Annotated in this window: 13 protein-coding genes; 8 read left to right on the top strand and 5 right to left on the bottom strand. The window is 44.6% G+C overall.

What is annotated here, in order from left to right:
• Positions 1-199: 199 nt before the first annotated feature.
• From QJS82_RS04615 to cysE, 7 genes are all read left to right on the top strand, one after another.
• A complete protein-coding gene (locus tag QJS82_RS04615; RefSeq protein WP_281491379.1) occupies positions 200-1447 on the top strand; it encodes an NAD(P)/FAD-dependent oxidoreductase in 1248 nt (415 codons plus the stop codon).
• A gap of 102 nt (positions 1448-1549) precedes the next feature.
• The gene (locus tag QJS82_RS04610; RefSeq protein WP_281491378.1) at positions 1550-1678 is read left to right on the top strand and encodes a hypothetical protein; all 129 of its coding nucleotides are present in this window, start codon (positions 1550-1552) and stop codon (positions 1676-1678) included.
• 90 nt (positions 1679-1768) lie between these two features.
• A complete protein-coding gene (gene dnaE, locus QJS82_RS04605; RefSeq protein WP_281491377.1) occupies positions 1769-5488 on the top strand; it encodes a DNA polymerase III subunit alpha in 3720 nt (1239 codons plus the stop codon).
• A gap of 55 nt (positions 5489-5543) precedes the next feature.
• On the top strand, positions 5544-5921 hold the full coding sequence (locus tag QJS82_RS04600; protein ID WP_281491376.1) for an Hpt domain-containing protein: 378 nt from the start codon (positions 5544-5546) through the stop codon (positions 5919-5921).
• Positions 5921-6826 carry an RNA methyltransferase gene (locus QJS82_RS04595; protein WP_281491375.1) on the top strand — a complete coding sequence of 302 codons (906 nt, stop codon included), beginning with the start codon at positions 5921-5923 and terminating at the stop codon, positions 6824-6826. Before QJS82_RS04600 ends, QJS82_RS04595 begins: the two co-directional genes overlap by 1 nt.
• A gap of 132 nt (positions 6827-6958) precedes the next feature.
• Entirely contained in the window at positions 6959-7402 is a 444-nt protein-coding gene (locus QJS82_RS04590; RefSeq protein ID WP_201618578.1) for a YtoQ family protein, read from the top strand.
• Positions 7403-7563: 161 nt separating this feature from the next.
• Positions 7564-8469: a serine O-acetyltransferase gene (cysE, locus tag QJS82_RS04585; protein WP_281491374.1), complete on the top strand. Its 906-nt coding sequence runs from the start codon at positions 7564-7566 to the stop codon at positions 8467-8469.
• A 154-nt stretch (positions 8470-8623) separates the two neighbouring features.
• Here cysE and QJS82_RS04580 read toward each other — a convergent pair whose 3' ends face one another.
• The gene (locus tag QJS82_RS04580; protein WP_201618580.1) at positions 8624-9166 is read right to left on the bottom strand and encodes a DUF924 family protein; all 543 of its coding nucleotides are present in this window, start codon (positions 9164-9166) and stop codon (positions 8624-8626) included.
• Between the two features lie 162 nt (positions 9167-9328).
• On the opposite strand from QJS82_RS04580, the gene QJS82_RS04575 reads away from it, so the two are divergent.
• The gene (locus tag QJS82_RS04575) at positions 9329-10063 is read left to right on the top strand and encodes a glucose 1-dehydrogenase (protein WP_281491373.1); all 735 of its coding nucleotides are present in this window, start codon (positions 9329-9331) and stop codon (positions 10061-10063) included.
• Between the two features lie 104 nt (positions 10064-10167).
• Here QJS82_RS04575 and QJS82_RS04570 read toward each other — a convergent pair whose 3' ends face one another.
• The 4 genes from QJS82_RS04570 to QJS82_RS04555 form a co-directional block, all read right to left on the bottom strand.
• On the bottom strand, positions 10168-10698 hold the full coding sequence (locus tag QJS82_RS04570) for a 2-amino-4-hydroxy-6-hydroxymethyldihydropteridine diphosphokinase (RefSeq protein ID WP_281491372.1): 531 nt from the start codon (positions 10696-10698) through the stop codon (positions 10168-10170).
• Positions 10691-11101, bottom strand: a complete 411-nt coding sequence (folB, locus tag QJS82_RS04565; protein WP_201618582.1) for a dihydroneopterin aldolase — start codon at positions 11099-11101, stop codon at positions 10691-10693. The genes QJS82_RS04570 and folB overlap by 8 nt, the downstream gene beginning before the upstream one ends.
• 81 nt (positions 11102-11182) lie before the next feature.
• Positions 11183-12145 carry an EamA family transporter RarD gene (rarD, locus tag QJS82_RS04560; protein ID WP_201618583.1) on the bottom strand — a complete coding sequence of 321 codons (963 nt, stop codon included), beginning with the start codon at positions 12143-12145 and terminating at the stop codon, positions 11183-11185.
• Positions 12146-12474: 329 nt separating this feature from the next.
• Positions 12475-14802 carry a bifunctional prephenate dehydrogenase/3-phosphoshikimate 1-carboxyvinyltransferase gene (locus tag QJS82_RS04555; RefSeq protein WP_281491371.1) on the bottom strand — a complete coding sequence of 776 codons (2328 nt, stop codon included), beginning with the start codon at positions 14800-14802 and terminating at the stop codon, positions 12475-12477.
• Positions 14803-14828 lie beyond the last annotated feature (26 nt).

Below are 14828 nucleotides of genomic sequence, written 5' to 3'. Positions count from 1 at the left end.
AGCTTTGCGATACTAAATGCTATTTGGCAAAAAGGCTAAATGCGTTTGGCGAAACTGAATGAGTACTATCTTTATAAAATGAGTACCATCTTTATAAATTACTTGAACCATTAGCTGACGGCACTATGCCAGCCATAGCCGCCGTTTGGCGATGTTTCAATAACAGTCATCTCAGTCGAGAGATTCATCGAGAACCTTTATGAGCACCCCAAATTTCGACTTACATATTATTGGCGGCGGTATTATTGGACTGGTAACGGCTGTAACCTTGCAAGCACGAGGGGCAAAGGTCGCCCTACTAGAGGCAAATGAAGTCGGACAAGGCGCGTCATTTGGTAACGCAGGACATATCGCCCCAGAGCATGTGTTTCCGATTGCCGATGCCAGTATGCTGCGTCATATTCCAGCCATGTTATTGAATCCAACAGGTCCACTGCGCATAGATTGGCGCTATCTGCCACGCTTGACGCCTTGGGCCATTCAGCTGCTGATGAATATGCGCCCTGAGCCATTTGCCCGTATTCATCAAGCGTTATTAAGCTTAAATAATAATTGCCTACCAGCATGGTTAGACTTTGCCCATCAGTGGCAGTTAGATGATTGGATACAAGTGAAAGGCGCGTTATTAACAATCGAAAAAACTAGTAGCTTAGACTCTCTAAAGACCCATGGTAAACGCCTTAATGATGTCGGCGTAGCTAATGAGTTATTGACAAAAGAGCGCCTTTTAGAATATGAACCCGCCTTAAAAGACAACCAATTAGCGGCGTTATTTTTCCCAAACACAGGCCATATCACCAACTTAACAGCGGTCATCAACCAGCTTAGTAGCAGCTTTAGACAATTAGGCGGTCACATTATCGAGCATTGCCGCGTCCTTGAAGCGAAGACCAATATCGATGGCATTCATTTAACGACCAACCAAGGTGATATCGTAGCTTCTAAAGTGATGTTATCGGCAGGCGCGCATTCTAAAACACTGGCCAAACAGCTAACAGGCGTCACGGTTCCGCTAGATACTGAGCGCGGTTATCACTTAATGTTACCTCATGAAAGCGCACGCTTACAGATGCCGGTAACCAGTCTAGATCGGCGCTTTGTGATGACACCGATGCAAGAAGGATTGCGCTTGGCGGGCACAGTGGAATATGCGGGACTTGATGCCCCTGCTAATATGCAGCGGGCGCACATACTCTTACAACACGCACAGCCCATGTTAAAAACGCCATTAAATTCGGCTGATAGTATGCCATGGATGGGCTTTCGACCATCGACATCAGATTCCTTACCAGTTATCGATAATATTGAGCGGGTGTTTTTAAACTTTGGTCATCAGCACTTAGGCTTGACGCAAGCGGTCGTTAGCGCACAAATAATCGCAGCATACTATTTTGATGAAGCGCACGCTATCGATCCAAAACCCTATCAACTTGCCCGCTTTATATAGACAGCTTATGAAAGGCTTATCGATTAAGAAAAACCTACCGACATATCTTTAAGCATAATAGTTTTGAGCACAATAGTTTATTGCTAAGCAGACCTATTCTCAATGTCGGTCACCTCGCTGTTAGGCGCTGAATCATTGGCTGTTATGGGTAAAGAATGCTATTATTATCCGTTAAGATTAGAAGACCCAAACCAAGCGATTAATCGCTTGTCGCCGCATCAATACTGCTAAAGCTTTGTAAATGAGCTTGCAATGTGCCATGTCTTCTAACCTTTTCTCTTAGCACCACACCCTTTTTGATCGCATCCGTAAGAGTCCTCTATGGCATTTGTACACCTTGGCATCCACAGCGAATATTCAATCACCGATTCTATCGTGCGCATAAAGCCGCTTATCAAAGCAGCGGCGGCAGACGACCAACGTGCGCTGGCATTGACCGATTTATCCAACCTTTATGCCACGGTGAAGTTTTATCGTGCCTGTTTAGGTGCGGGTATTAAGCCAATCATCGGCAGTGAAATCATTATGGATAATGAAGACACGCGCTTGGTTTTGCTGGCGATGGACAATGAAGGTTATCAAAACATCACCCGCATTGTATCGCTTGGCTTTACTGAAGGGCGCGCCGATGTTGCCAATCATGGTGTGCCCGTCGTTGAGCGTCGCCATGTTTTAGAGCACGCAGCTGGTGTTATTGTTTTATTTACTGAAAAATCTGATGTCGGGCAAGCACTGGTCAGCTCCATGCCAGAAAAAGCTGACGAGCTACTAACCGAATGGCAAGCACAGTTCGATGATCGCTTGTATTTTGCTATCAAGCGCACCAACCGCTCAGGTGAAGACGCTTTTATTAAAGCGGCTATTCACTCAGGTGCCAAGCATCGCATTCCTATTATTGCCCATAATGATGTGCGCTTTTTAGAGCAAGACGATTTTGATGCTCATGAGGCGCGCGTCTGTATCGCAGGCTCGTATGTACTTGCTGACCCCAATCGTCCACGACTGTATTCAGATGAGCAATATCTTAAGACCCAAGCACAGATGGCACAACTATTTGCCGATATTCCACAGGTAATTGAAAATACTTTGTGCTTAGCGACCCGCTGTAACGTGACTTTGACGCTCGGCATTAACGTCCTACCTGAATTCCCCGTACCTGAAGGCGAAACGATTGAATCGTTTTTCCGCGCTGAATCAATACGCGGTCTTAATCATCGACTGGACAAGCTATTTCCGATTGAAGCACGTACTGACAACTGGAGCGACTTTCGCCAAAAGTATGATGAGCGCTTAGAGTACGAGCTCGAAGTTATCTTATCTATGGGATTTCCCGGTTACTTCTTAATCGTGATGGACTTTATCCGCTGGGCAAAAGCCAATGGCGTGCCGGTAGGCCCAGGTCGTGGTTCTGGTGCTGGCTCATTGGTCGCTTATGCGTTAAATATTACTGACCTAGACCCCATTCATTACGACTTACTCTTTGAGCGCTTCTTAAACCCCGAGCGTGTCTCAATGCCCGATTTCGATATTGACTTTTGTATTGAAGGTCGTGACCGCGTCATTGATTATGTGGCGCAAACTTATGGCCGTGAAGCGGTGTCGCAGATTATTACCTTTGGTACCATGGCAGCAAAAGCAGTGGTACGAGATGTGGCGCGGGTACAAAGTAAATCGTACTTCCTTGCCAGTAAATTGTCTAAATTGATTCCAAAAACACCTGGTATCACGCTCAGTCAGGCGCTTGAGCAAGAGCCGCAGCTTAAAGACTTAATCTCCAATCCGGATAATATGGATTATGAAGATGCCATTGAGATTTGGGAGATGGCGATTAAGCTTGAAGGTGTGTGTCGAAACGTCGGTAAACATGCCGGTGGCGTACTAATCGCCCCGCATAAAATCACCGATTTTAGCGCCATCTATTGTGATGACGATGGCCACCGTGTCAGCCAGTTTGATAAAGATGACGTTGAAGCCGTTGGGCTGGTGAAGTTTGACTTTTTGGGTCTGCGTAACTTAACGGTCATTAACGCTGCTGTTGAAAACATCAACCTACGCCGCGACAAAGAAGGCAAAGACCCGCTTGTATTAGAAGATTTGCCGTTAGATGATAAAAAAGCCTATAAGCTCCTGCAAGATGCTAAGACCACTGCCGTCTTTCAGCTAGAAAGTATGGGTATGAAAAAGTATCTGGCCAAATTACAACCGACCAATATCGAAGACGTCATCGCCATGTGCGCGCTATATCGTCCGGGTCCGCTCGATGCAGGCATGGTAGAGATGTATATCGACCGTAAACATGGTCGCGAGGAAGTCATTTATGACCATCCAAACCTTGAGCCAATATTAGAAAACACCAACGGCGTTATTGTTTATCAAGAACAGGTGATGCAAATCTCGCAGGTTATGGCAGGCTATAGCTTGGGCGGCGCCGATATGCTACGCCGCGCCATGGGTAAAAAGAAACCTGAAGAAATGGCTAAGCAGCGCGATATTTTTGTCACAGGTGCTACGGCGCAAGGTATTGATGAAGCGACGTCAGGCGGCGTCTTTGACTTGATGGAAAAGTTTGCCGGTTATGGTTTTAACCGCTCGCATTCTGCCGCTTATGGCGTGCTTGCTTATCAGACCGCTTATCTAAAACAGTACTACCCTGCCGAATTTATGGCAGCCGTCCTAACGTCCGATATGAACAACACCGATAACGTCGTGTTCTTTATCAATGACTGCCGTGAAAACTTTGAGTTGACCGTCGTTAATCCATCGGTAAATCGTAGTGAATGGCATTTCGTCGCCGATACGCCGACCAATATTATTTATGGCTTGGGTGCAATTAAAGGCGTTGGTGAAGGTGCCGTCGAATCTATCGTTGATGCACGCCGCACGGATGGCCCGTTTAAAGACTTATACGACTTTTGCCGCCGCGTTGATATTAAAAAGGTTAACAAACGCACGCTTGAAGCCTTGGTCAGTGCCGGCTGCTTTGATGACTTTGCGGCAACTTTACGCCCTGACTTGCCAGCCGATGAAGCATACGAGATTCGCGGTGCGCTGATGAGTCAGTTGCCAAGTGCCGTACAAGCGGCGGAACAAGATCGTCAAAACCGTGAAATCGGTATGATGGACTTGTTCGGTGAAATGGACGGTGTCGTTGCTGCGCCGCCACTCGTTATGACGCCGGAGCTGATTTGGGGTGATAAGCACCGCCTAAAAGCGGAAAAAAATACCTTAGGTCTCTATTTAACCGGACATCCTATCGATGAATATCGTGAGGAGCTGAAACGTTATACCTCAGGCGCCCGTCTTGATAAGTTGACAGATACCGGCTATAACGGCAGCTGCTACTTTGCCGGTTTGATTATTGATATTGCCAATTTTGGTACGCGTAACGTCATTACCTTAGACGATGGCACGTCACGCTTAGAGGTCAGCTGTTATGCCGAGCGCTTTAACCGTGTCAAAGAGCAGTTAAAAATTGATGAAGTGGTCATCATTAAAGGCAGTATTCGTGAGCGTGACGGACGCCTGTTTGCCCGTCTTGATAATGCCATGAGCATGGTTGATGCGCGCTTGCGTTGGCTGAAAAAAATCAGCATCAAAGTCCATGGCAGTGATATTAACCTGCTGACACGTATGCAGCCGCTGCTAAAATCTGCCCAAGCAGACATCATACCAGCGCCGCGCTTGTCTTATAACGATGAGCAGGACGAGCAAGGTAATAATGGTAGCGGTAACGGCGCATATGACCCATCGATGGGTGGCAGCCTATACGATGAAGATGGCAATGATTTATTGGCGCTAGAAAATGATATGCATCAAGATGCGCTACATCAAAATAGCAATGGCTATGCCAATAATGCCCTTAGCAATACCGATGCCTCTATTAATGATAACTGCCTACCCCTTGGGTTGAGCATTTATGAAGAATACGGCATTGCCAATGTAGGACTATCTGAGCATTGGCGCGTCTATCCTAACGATGATAACTTACAGCAATTAAAGAGTATGGTTAGCGAAGACAATTTGCATTTTCATTATAGTTAACCTGATTGTTAGTTAACTTAATTGCTGTAACTTTTACTTTATTGGACACATGATCATGACTGAAAACCCAAATAATAATATGAATGCTCAACTTAATGAGATTATCAATGACGAGCAGTTTGATGACCTGCGTGACTTGTTGGAAGAAGAATTTGTTGACTTGATACAAGTGTATTTTACCGACAGTCAGCAGCGCATTGCCGACTTAAGAAGCGCGCAGCAAAAAGATGACAACGCCAATGGCTATGAAATTGCTCATGCGCTAAAAGGCGCCAGTGCCAATTTGGGCGCAACCCAATTGATGCATCTTAGTGGGCAGTTACAAGAGGCTTGCCGCGAGCGACTTATCAGCGACAAAGCGGAACTTATTGAAGCGGTTGCAGTAGCGTTGCAACGTGTTGAGCAAGAAATAAACCAAAGACTGGGGTTGTAATGAATCACGATTCTTCCTCAATCTTAGCAGCCGCAACCGTCAATCATACGGTAAGCGACTATTTGTCTTGTGTGCAAATCGTCATGGTCAATACCACGTTGCCTGCCAATATAGGCTCAGCAGCACGCGCCATGCACACTATGGGTTTATCGCGTTTGACTGTCATTGACCCTAAGCTGCCCATTGATGAGACCAGTGTCTCTCATGCGGCGGGTGGTAGCGATTTGTTATCATCAGCGACTATAGCGCCGACGTTAGAATCAGCAATAGCGGATTGCCAGCTCGTATTTGCGGCCAGCAGTCGTAGCCGTCATTTACCGCGCCCTGTGGTGACGCCAACGCAAGCTGCCAAAATCATGTTTGACTTTATCGATAAGCAAACCGCTCTCGATGTAGCCGATAATAATAAAAATACTAAATTGAGTGAAAATGCTCAATCTACAAATAAGCCAAATATTGCTATCTTATTTGGGCGTGAAGACCGCGGATTGACCAATGAAGAATTGGCTTACGCTGATTATCATATTCAAATTGATGCCAATCCTGCATATCCAGTGCTTAACGTAGCTTCAGCCGTGCAAGTGATTGCCAGCTTTATCTTTGCTTATGCGCAGACCCATAATCAAGCGACTACCAACCGTCTAGATAATGATAAAAATGCAGCGGTTCAGCCAACATTAGATGTTCATCTACGGCAACAATGGGATGAACCCGCCATTAGCCAGCAGCAATTACAGCAGCTGACTCAGCGCACGACTGAATTGATGGTTCAACGCGGACTGGCCGATAGTGAAAACCTAAAGTCTTTACCGTCGCGCCTATCACGACTGGGCTCACGCTTACAGCTTGATCAAAAAGAATATCAGCTATTAAGCGCTTTAATTGCTAAGCTTGCAAAAGATTAAAGCGTCTTATCCACAGTTTTTAGGGCGTTGATCTTTTGGCATTGCCAACAGTAGATTTACTGTTTTGTAAGTACTGCTGTTTTGTAAGTGCTATGATTTAATAGTGAATTTACTAATAAAAAGGAGTGAACAGTGAATTGGACGGTTTATTTATCTGGAGAAATACACAGCGACTGGCGACAAAAAATCATGCAAGGCGCGAAAGAGCATGGTCTTGCTATTACCTTTACCTCAGCTGTTACTGACCATGAAGCCAGCGATGCAGCTGGTGATGTGTTGGGTGAAAATGACAATGGATTCTGGCGCGACCATCAGTCATCAAAGGTGAATGCAATTCGTACCAAAAATATGATGCAAAAATGTGATATCGCTATCATTCGCTTTGGCGATAAATACAAACAATGGAACGCCGCATTTGACGCAGGCTACTGCGCCGCTTTGGGCAAGCCTTATATTACCTTGCATGCTGAAGATATTATTCATCCGCTAAAAGAAGTTGATGCGGCAGCCATGGCATGGGCGCAAACGCCTGAACAGGTTGTCGAGCTATTAAAATATGTGACGAGTGATAATTAATTAGCATATATAGTCACATAGGATTGTTTGTAGACAAATCGTCACAGCTTGGCGTTTTATCTATGCATATTCTGTTTTAATTTATCACTCATCCCTATATTTTGTACTGTTAAACTGCTATAACTAAAAAGATTGTTATCAAAAATACGATAGGACGCCTTATGTCATTGCCAGCCAAATTGTTCAAATCGCTTGCCAGCATCAAAAAAGACCTAAAAGAAGACATCGATGCGGTATTCAACCGTGACCCAGCGGCACGGAATAGTCTGGAAGTCATCCTGACCTATCCTGGCATCCATGCGCTTGTCTTACATCGTGGCGCCCATTATCTTTGGAATCATGAACACAAACTGGCGGCGCGCGTGATCTCCTATGGCTCACGCATCGTTACTGGTATCGAGATTCATCCTGCTGCCAAAATTGGTAAGCGCTTCTTTATTGACCACGGTGTCGGGGTTGTGATTGGCGAAACGGCAGAGATTGGTAATGATGTCACTCTATATCATGGCGTTACCCTTGGCGGCGTTTCGTGGAATAATGGCAAACGCCATCCAACGCTAGAAGATGGCGTGACAGTTGGTGCGGGTGCCAAAGTATTAGGACCCTTTACCGTCGGTAAAAACGCTAAAATCGGCTCAAATGCGGTTGTTGTCAAACCTGTGCCAGCGGGCGCTACCATGGTCGGTAGCGCGGCACGTATGATCTCAGACAATCACGATGAAAAAGGCAACCCCATTGCGACCAAAGTCCAAGATGCCAAACAGCAAGAAAAAGTCGCGCAAGCTGGCAGTACTGACAAAGTAAAAGACACAGTATCGAATACCAAACGAACCACAACCTTTCAAGCCTACGGTATTGACCCTTTCTCTCAAGACCCTGTCGCAGAAGCCTTTGCAAAAATGCTTGAGCACATCCAGCAATCAGAAAACCGCCTAGATCAGTTGCAAAGCGCGATGTGCCAAATCGATCCTAATTTTTGCAAAAAGGAATACGACAAGCTGTGCTTAGAGGATTTAGATGTGATTGGCCGGTCTGATATGGATGCAGCAGGCGCTGAGCAGAAGTAAGCTGCTAGCTATCTTAGATACTAAATAATTAGATACTAAATAATTAGATACTAAATAATTAGATACTAAATAAAAAGAGGCCAAACAGCCTCTTTTTTTATGTTAACCAATTGATAAATAGCGTTTTATCTATTAGCTATTAAACAGATAATATTTATAAGAATGACGAGTCAGGCTGCGTCAAAAACTCTATTTCTTCGCCAGTCGAAACCCGTCCTAAAATGTCATTACGATGAGGATAACGACCAAATCGATCGATAATGACTTTATGTTTCATCTCAGCCTCTACGGTATCGGCATTAGTATATTGCTCAAACAGAGTGACTGCTCGTTGATGAATCAGTTTTGACTCACTGTGCATATACGGCATAAGTACAAACTTACGCGCCTCTACAGTTTCAAGTATTTCTAATGCGCCAGCAGTAACCGCTTCTTGAGCGAGCGCCAATGCCATACTATCTTGAGCAAAGGCCGCTGGCGTATCACGATAAATGTTGCGCGAAAACTGGTCTAAAATGATTATCTCAGCCAACCTACCCTCAATACTACATCGCCATTCATATAACTCTGACGCCGCTGCTTGCTCGAGCAATTCACTGTATCGCTCGATTAATAACTTATCAAAATCTACGTCTTTCTCAAAAAACTGTTGGCTACCGACCTCTTTAAAACAAAAATCTAATATCACTTTATACATCGTTTTCTCAAACTCACTATTTAAAGGTATGATTTACAGGCTAAATTTAAAATTATTGTCTAAAAATATTGAATATTCGCTTATGGTTTTATAACCACTAATGAATATTCAGCCATGATGACTTATACTTTTCATTATCCATAAATAAAAATAGGAAATCTCATGGCTCGTTTACAAGACAAAGTTATCATTATCACAGGCGCGGCTCAAGGGATGGGCGAAACTCATGCGCGTTTATGTCTGGAAGAAGGTGCTAAAGTGGTATTGACCGACATAAATAGTGAAAAAGGCGATGCATTGGCAAAAGAGCTTGGTGATAACGCCCTCTTTATCAAGCATGATGTCACCAATGAAGATGATTGGGCACAAGTCGTTAAAGCAACCCAAGAAAAATTTGGTCAAATCAATGTCTTAGTCAATAATGCAGGTATCACGACGCACAAATCTATCTTAGATACCTCAGTAGCAGACTACCGCAAGATTCTAGAGATTAACCAAGTATCGGTCTTTTTAGGCATGAAAGCGGTTATTCCAACGATGAAAGCAGCCAAGCAAGGCTCTATCATCAATATCTCATCGATTAACGGTTTGGTCGGTGGCGCTATCGGCTATACCGATTCTAAATTTGCGGTACGCGGTATGACCAAAGCCGCAGCATTGGAGTGCGCCCCTCACGGCATTCGCGTAAACTCCATTCATCCAGGCGTCATCGCTACTCCAATGATTATGCAAGGCGATACCAAAGATGCGGTTGAAGCTTTTGCCAAAACCATTCCAATGAGACGTGTGGCGCAGCCCGAAGAAGTCAGCGGCATGGTGCTATTCTTAGCTTCAGATGATTCAAGCTACTCAACCGGCTCAGAGTTTATTGTTGATGGTGGTTTGACCGCGCAATAATAATTTTTGCGCTGAACCATGTAAATTTGATAAAAGCTGGGCATTTTGCCTAGCTTTTATTTTGAGGCACTTAAAGAAAAACATTATCCTTTAATAAACCCTTCTTAACCTTTTGAATAACTATTTAAAACTAACTCCTCAATCCCTGCTCTTTCATGGGCCTTAAATGGATATCTATCCGCCATTATTATCCATTTTTTGCTTAGGCTATTTTGTTTATCATCTAATTTTATTAGTAAAATATCGATATCCATGGTGACTATTTTTATAGGATTTTTTATTGACTCAGAGGAACGCTGTCTACCGCAATCACTTTCAAATTGCTTAAAGGTCTGCTGCAACTGTTGCAAGGTCATGGCAGATGTAAGGGTTAGATAAACACACTGATTGGTATAATCAGGTTTTGGCAACTCAGGTGTTGCCGTAAAATCAGGGTTTTGAAATGCCATGGACAGCTGTATCTCGCCTAAAACGGCTAATTTTTCTCGAACGCGTGGTAAGTATTTTTCTGCTTGATAGTTACTACCCAAAGCCAATAGCACCGCCGTCACAGAATGCGTTTGCAGCGGTTCAGGCACGCACTTTTTTAAGTCATCAAGATTCAAATTAGCCAGATTTTTATGCATGTTACGCATTATCGCCTTTGCTTGCAGTTGGCTTGTCAGCACCGGCTTTGGCATAACGGGTGATTTGCACCCCAACCGCATCCGCTTGCTTGATAGCAGTCGGCTTGGCAACGCTTAATGTGATTTTATGGCAGGTGTATTTTTCGAGCAGCTTATCAGCAATTTGCCCAGCCAAATGCTCAAGTAACTGTGCTTTAATTGCTTGGCACCATTCGCTGACATCATCACAGACTGCTTTGTAATTGAGCGCATCATGGACATCGTCTGAAACAGCAGCTTTACTGATATCTGTTTCAAGCGCTATATCAATTAGGAGCGGCTGCGTAATGGCGCGCTCCCATGCGTAAACACCGATGACTGCTTCTACTGTTAAGCCTTTGACAAATACCACATCAGATTCGGTATGAAACATGCGCTCATCCTTATTTATTAATTTTTTAACTGAGGTTTTTAATTTAAGTCTTTAGCCCAAAATTTTATTTACTTTGTTTTTTTACTTACTTTGCTGCAACGCTTCTTCGCGCAAGCGCTCGGCTTTTAACGCTTTACTAGGGCGATGACGCCACAAGTCTATGCTGAATAATAACAGCCCGAGCCAAATCAAACCAAAGACGGCTAAACGGTTTAAGTCAAAAGGCTCTTTATAATAAAACACCGCCAAGAAGAAAATAAAGGTCGGCGTCAGATAATTCATAAAGCTTAAAATACTATAAGCAACCAGTTTAGTCGATCTATTAAATAACAGTAACGGTATCAGCGTAATCGGACCTGCCAGCATCAATAACCAGATGTTTGGCGTAAACCAAAAGCTCAGCTGGCTACTAACCACATCCGCTTGCCAAAACCACCAAATAAAGATAGGTACCAGCATCGTTGTTTCAACAAACATCGCATCGACCGCAGTCAATGGCGTTTGGCGCTGAATCGTGCCATAAGTACTAAAACTAAAAGCAAGAATAAGCGATAGCCATGGCAGGCTACCGAGCATGACTACCTGAATAACGACAGATAACAGCGCAAACCCAATCGCGACCCATTGCAAAGGTCGCAGACGCTCTTTGAATAAAATCATCGATAGCGCCACCCCAACTAATGGCCCGATAAAATATCCTAAGCTCGCCTCAAGGATTTGATCGTGATTGACCGCCCATACGTAAGTGAGCCAGTTGGTGGCGATAATAATACCTGACAAAAAAGTCAATCCTATCCACTTTGGATTTTGCTTTAAAGTATCTATCCACTGCCAGCGCTTGGTCACGACCACGACGATGAGCAAACAGGCAAACGTCCAAACAATACGATGACCGATGATTTCTGTCGCGTTATAAGCGGCTAATTGTTTAAAATATAAAGGAAATGCGCCCCATATACAAAAAGCAATCAGCGCAGTGACGATACCACTTCGTGTGGTTTTAATGGGAACGACTGGTTTTTTGACAACATTTTGAGTAGTCATAAGGCAAGACAACTTAAATTAGAGCAAAGCGCGACCTTACTTATTATTTATCAATAATGAAAACTTAGCGGTAAGAGCGCAGGGTTACTACATATAGGGTAGAAAGTAAAAAGCAATGCGTTAATACTATTTAAGTATCAACACATTGCTCACGACAACAACGTTAAAAAATATCTTTAAAACGACTTTTACATTAAGGTTTACAAGTAACCTTTTAGATTTTATTGAATCCTGAAAGACAGCACTTTAAGATTCTATAATTTAAAGACCAAAATTCAAAAATCTATACTTTAAAAGCAAATAATAAGGCTTATCATATTAACATGGCATTAAGCCGCCCCATTATCGACCTTGATAGACATACCAATTTGATTGGCAAGCTCAGCAAATCCTGGGAAACTGGTATTGACGGTTTCAACGCCTTCGATGGTAATTTGCTTAGAAGCACGTAAGCTTGCAACCGCAAAGCTCATGGCAATACGATGATCATGATGCGAGATGATATGCCCGCCGCCAAAGACTGGCTGGCTGTTATTCACTTCATTAACATCAGCATTACTGCCCTTACCTTCAATAATCAGCCCGTCTTCAGTCACCGTACAATCAATGCCTAGGGTTTGTAGACCATCTGCCATGACAGCAATACGATCCGACTCTTTCACGCGCAGCTCTTTCGCACCGGTTAACACTGTGCGACCTTGGGCACAGCTAGCAGCAATAAATAACACTGGGAATTCATCAATTGCTAATGGTACTAAATATTCTGGAATTTCGATACCGACTAAGTTTGAACTACGAATAGTGATATCAGCGACTGGTTCGCCGCCGACATGGGTCTCATTACTTAAGCTGATATCAGCATTCATCAGTTTTAAGATATCGATGATACCGGTACGGGTGGGATTGATACCGACTTGCGTGAGGGTCAGCTCGCTACCCTGACTGATAGCCGCAGCGACCATAAAGAATGCCGCCGATGAGATATCAGCAGGCACAGCAATGTCACCGCCTGTCAGCGTGCCACCACCTTCGACGCTGACGCGATTGCCATCAACCATCACAGGATAACCAAAGGCTGATAGCATACGCTCGGTATGATCACGGCTAACTTCAGGTTGAATGACCGTCGTAGTACCTTTTGCCCAAAGTCCAGCCAGCAATAAGCAAGACTTAACCTGTGCAGAAGCGACCGGCATATCATATTCCATACCTTGGAGAGGCTCACCAACATTCGCACGACCCGTAATACTCAGTGGCGCCGTACCATTATGACCGGTACTTTGAATGACCGCACCCATCTCACGTAACGGTGCGGCCACACGTTCCATTGGACGCTTGTTTAGACTGGTATCGCCGGTTAATACACTATCAAATGACTGCGCCGCTAAGATACCCGCTAGCAGACGCATACTGGTGCCTGAGTTGCCCATGTATAATGGTGTTTTGCTTGGCTTTAAACCATTCATACCAACGCCATGGATGGTCAACTTGCCTTTATCAGGGCCTTCAATGCTCACACCCATATCACGAAACGCCTGTAAGGTAGCAAGCGCATCTTCCCCTTCCAAAAATCCAGTAACGTTGGTGACACCTGTCGCAAGGCTACCAAGCATGATACTGCGATGCGAGATAGACTTATCACCAGGAATGGTAATGGTGCCAGAAACGGTATTGCTAGGGGTAATATTATAAGAAGCTGACATGGCAGAAGTATCCGTATAAGGGGTGCTGGCTAACATATGGCCAAAATGTCGCCGTGCGGCTTGCGCGCGGCCCAAAAGTCCCATCAGGGCGGTTGAATCTTTATCAATAATAAGCTGGCGCATGGTGTGTAGATAAACGCCATACTCATCAAGAGCGCTCACAATGGCGCTTTGATTGGCAAAAAATATATCATGCCACATTTTAGGGTCGCTGGCAGCAATGCGGCTGAAATCTCGAAAACCACCCGCTGCATAACGAAACATATCTAAATTATCGTCGTGACTTGCCAGCTGCTCAACCAAATTAAACGCCAGCAAATGCGGTAAATGACTGGTATGCGCCAATATCGCATCATGATGTGCGGCCTCCATCGGCATGACAGTCGCACCTACCGCTTCCCATAACTGCCGTAGCTTAGCAATGGCGCTATCATTGGTCGTTGGTAGCTCGCAGATAATAACGCTATGATTGACAAATAAAGTGGCGCGCCTGGCATGATACCCTGAATTTTCAGCACCAGCAATCGGATGCGCGGGTACAAAGCCCGTTGGTAATGAGGTAAAGACCGCTTTTGCCGCCTCGATGATATTAACCTTGGTACTACAGACGTCGGTTATCATGCAATCAGCAGCAAGCTGTCCGTTATCCATGGCGGTTTTGATATCGACGAACACAGCCTCTACCGCTTGCACTGGCACTGCAATCACTATCAAGTCACTGCCTGATACCACTTCACTTAAGACGGCACTACCCGCCTCTAGCAAACCTTGCTGAATGGCTTCGTCGATGCTCGGTGCATGTCTATCAACCGCCACCAAGCGCTCACTCAAACCATTGTCTTTGATGGCTTGGGCAAGACTTGCACCAATAAGCCCGAGACCAATGACACAAACTTGCTTAAATAACGGCGGCTGAGTATGGATATTGCTAATATTATTTTTCTGGCGACTCACGGCGTTTCTCTTTCAACAAACCAACA

Origin of the sequence: Psychrobacter maritimus (genome assembly GCF_029953575.1) — a bacterium.
GTDB classification, from domain to species: Bacteria; Pseudomonadota; Gammaproteobacteria; order Pseudomonadales; family Moraxellaceae; genus Psychrobacter; species Psychrobacter maritimus.
Note: the sequence above shows the minus strand (reverse complement) of the source record. Positions and strands in the feature narration are given on the sequence as shown.

Coding starts and splice junctions, on each gene's coding strand:
- QJS82_RS04615 (WP_281491379.1), top strand. CDS start 200: ATGAGCACCCCAAATTTCGACTTACATATTATTGGCGGCGGTATTATT.
- QJS82_RS04610 (WP_281491378.1), top strand. CDS start 1,550: ATGTCGGTCACCTCGCTGTTAGGCGCTGAATCATTGGCTGTTATGGGT.
- dnaE (WP_281491377.1), top strand. CDS start 1,769: ATGGCATTTGTACACCTTGGCATCCACAGCGAATATTCAATCACCGAT.
- QJS82_RS04600 (WP_281491376.1), top strand. CDS start 5,544: ATGACTGAAAACCCAAATAATAATATGAATGCTCAACTTAATGAGATT.
- QJS82_RS04595 (WP_281491375.1), top strand. CDS start 5,921: ATGAATCACGATTCTTCCTCAATCTTAGCAGCCGCAACCGTCAATCAT.
- cysE (WP_281491374.1), top strand. CDS start 7,564: ATGTCATTGCCAGCCAAATTGTTCAAATCGCTTGCCAGCATCAAAAAA.
- QJS82_RS04580 (WP_201618580.1), bottom strand. CDS start 9,166: ATGTATAAAGTGATATTAGATTTTTGTTTTAAAGAGGTCGGTAGCCAA.
- QJS82_RS04575 (WP_281491373.1), top strand. CDS start 9,329: ATGGCTCGTTTACAAGACAAAGTTATCATTATCACAGGCGCGGCTCAA.
- QJS82_RS04570 (WP_281491372.1), bottom strand. CDS start 10,698: ATGCGTAACATGCATAAAAATCTGGCTAATTTGAATCTTGATGACTTA.
- folB (WP_201618582.1), bottom strand. CDS start 11,101: ATGTTTCATACCGAATCTGATGTGGTATTTGTCAAAGGCTTAACAGTA.
- rarD (WP_201618583.1), bottom strand. CDS start 12,145: ATGACTACTCAAAATGTTGTCAAAAAACCAGTCGTTCCCATTAAAACC.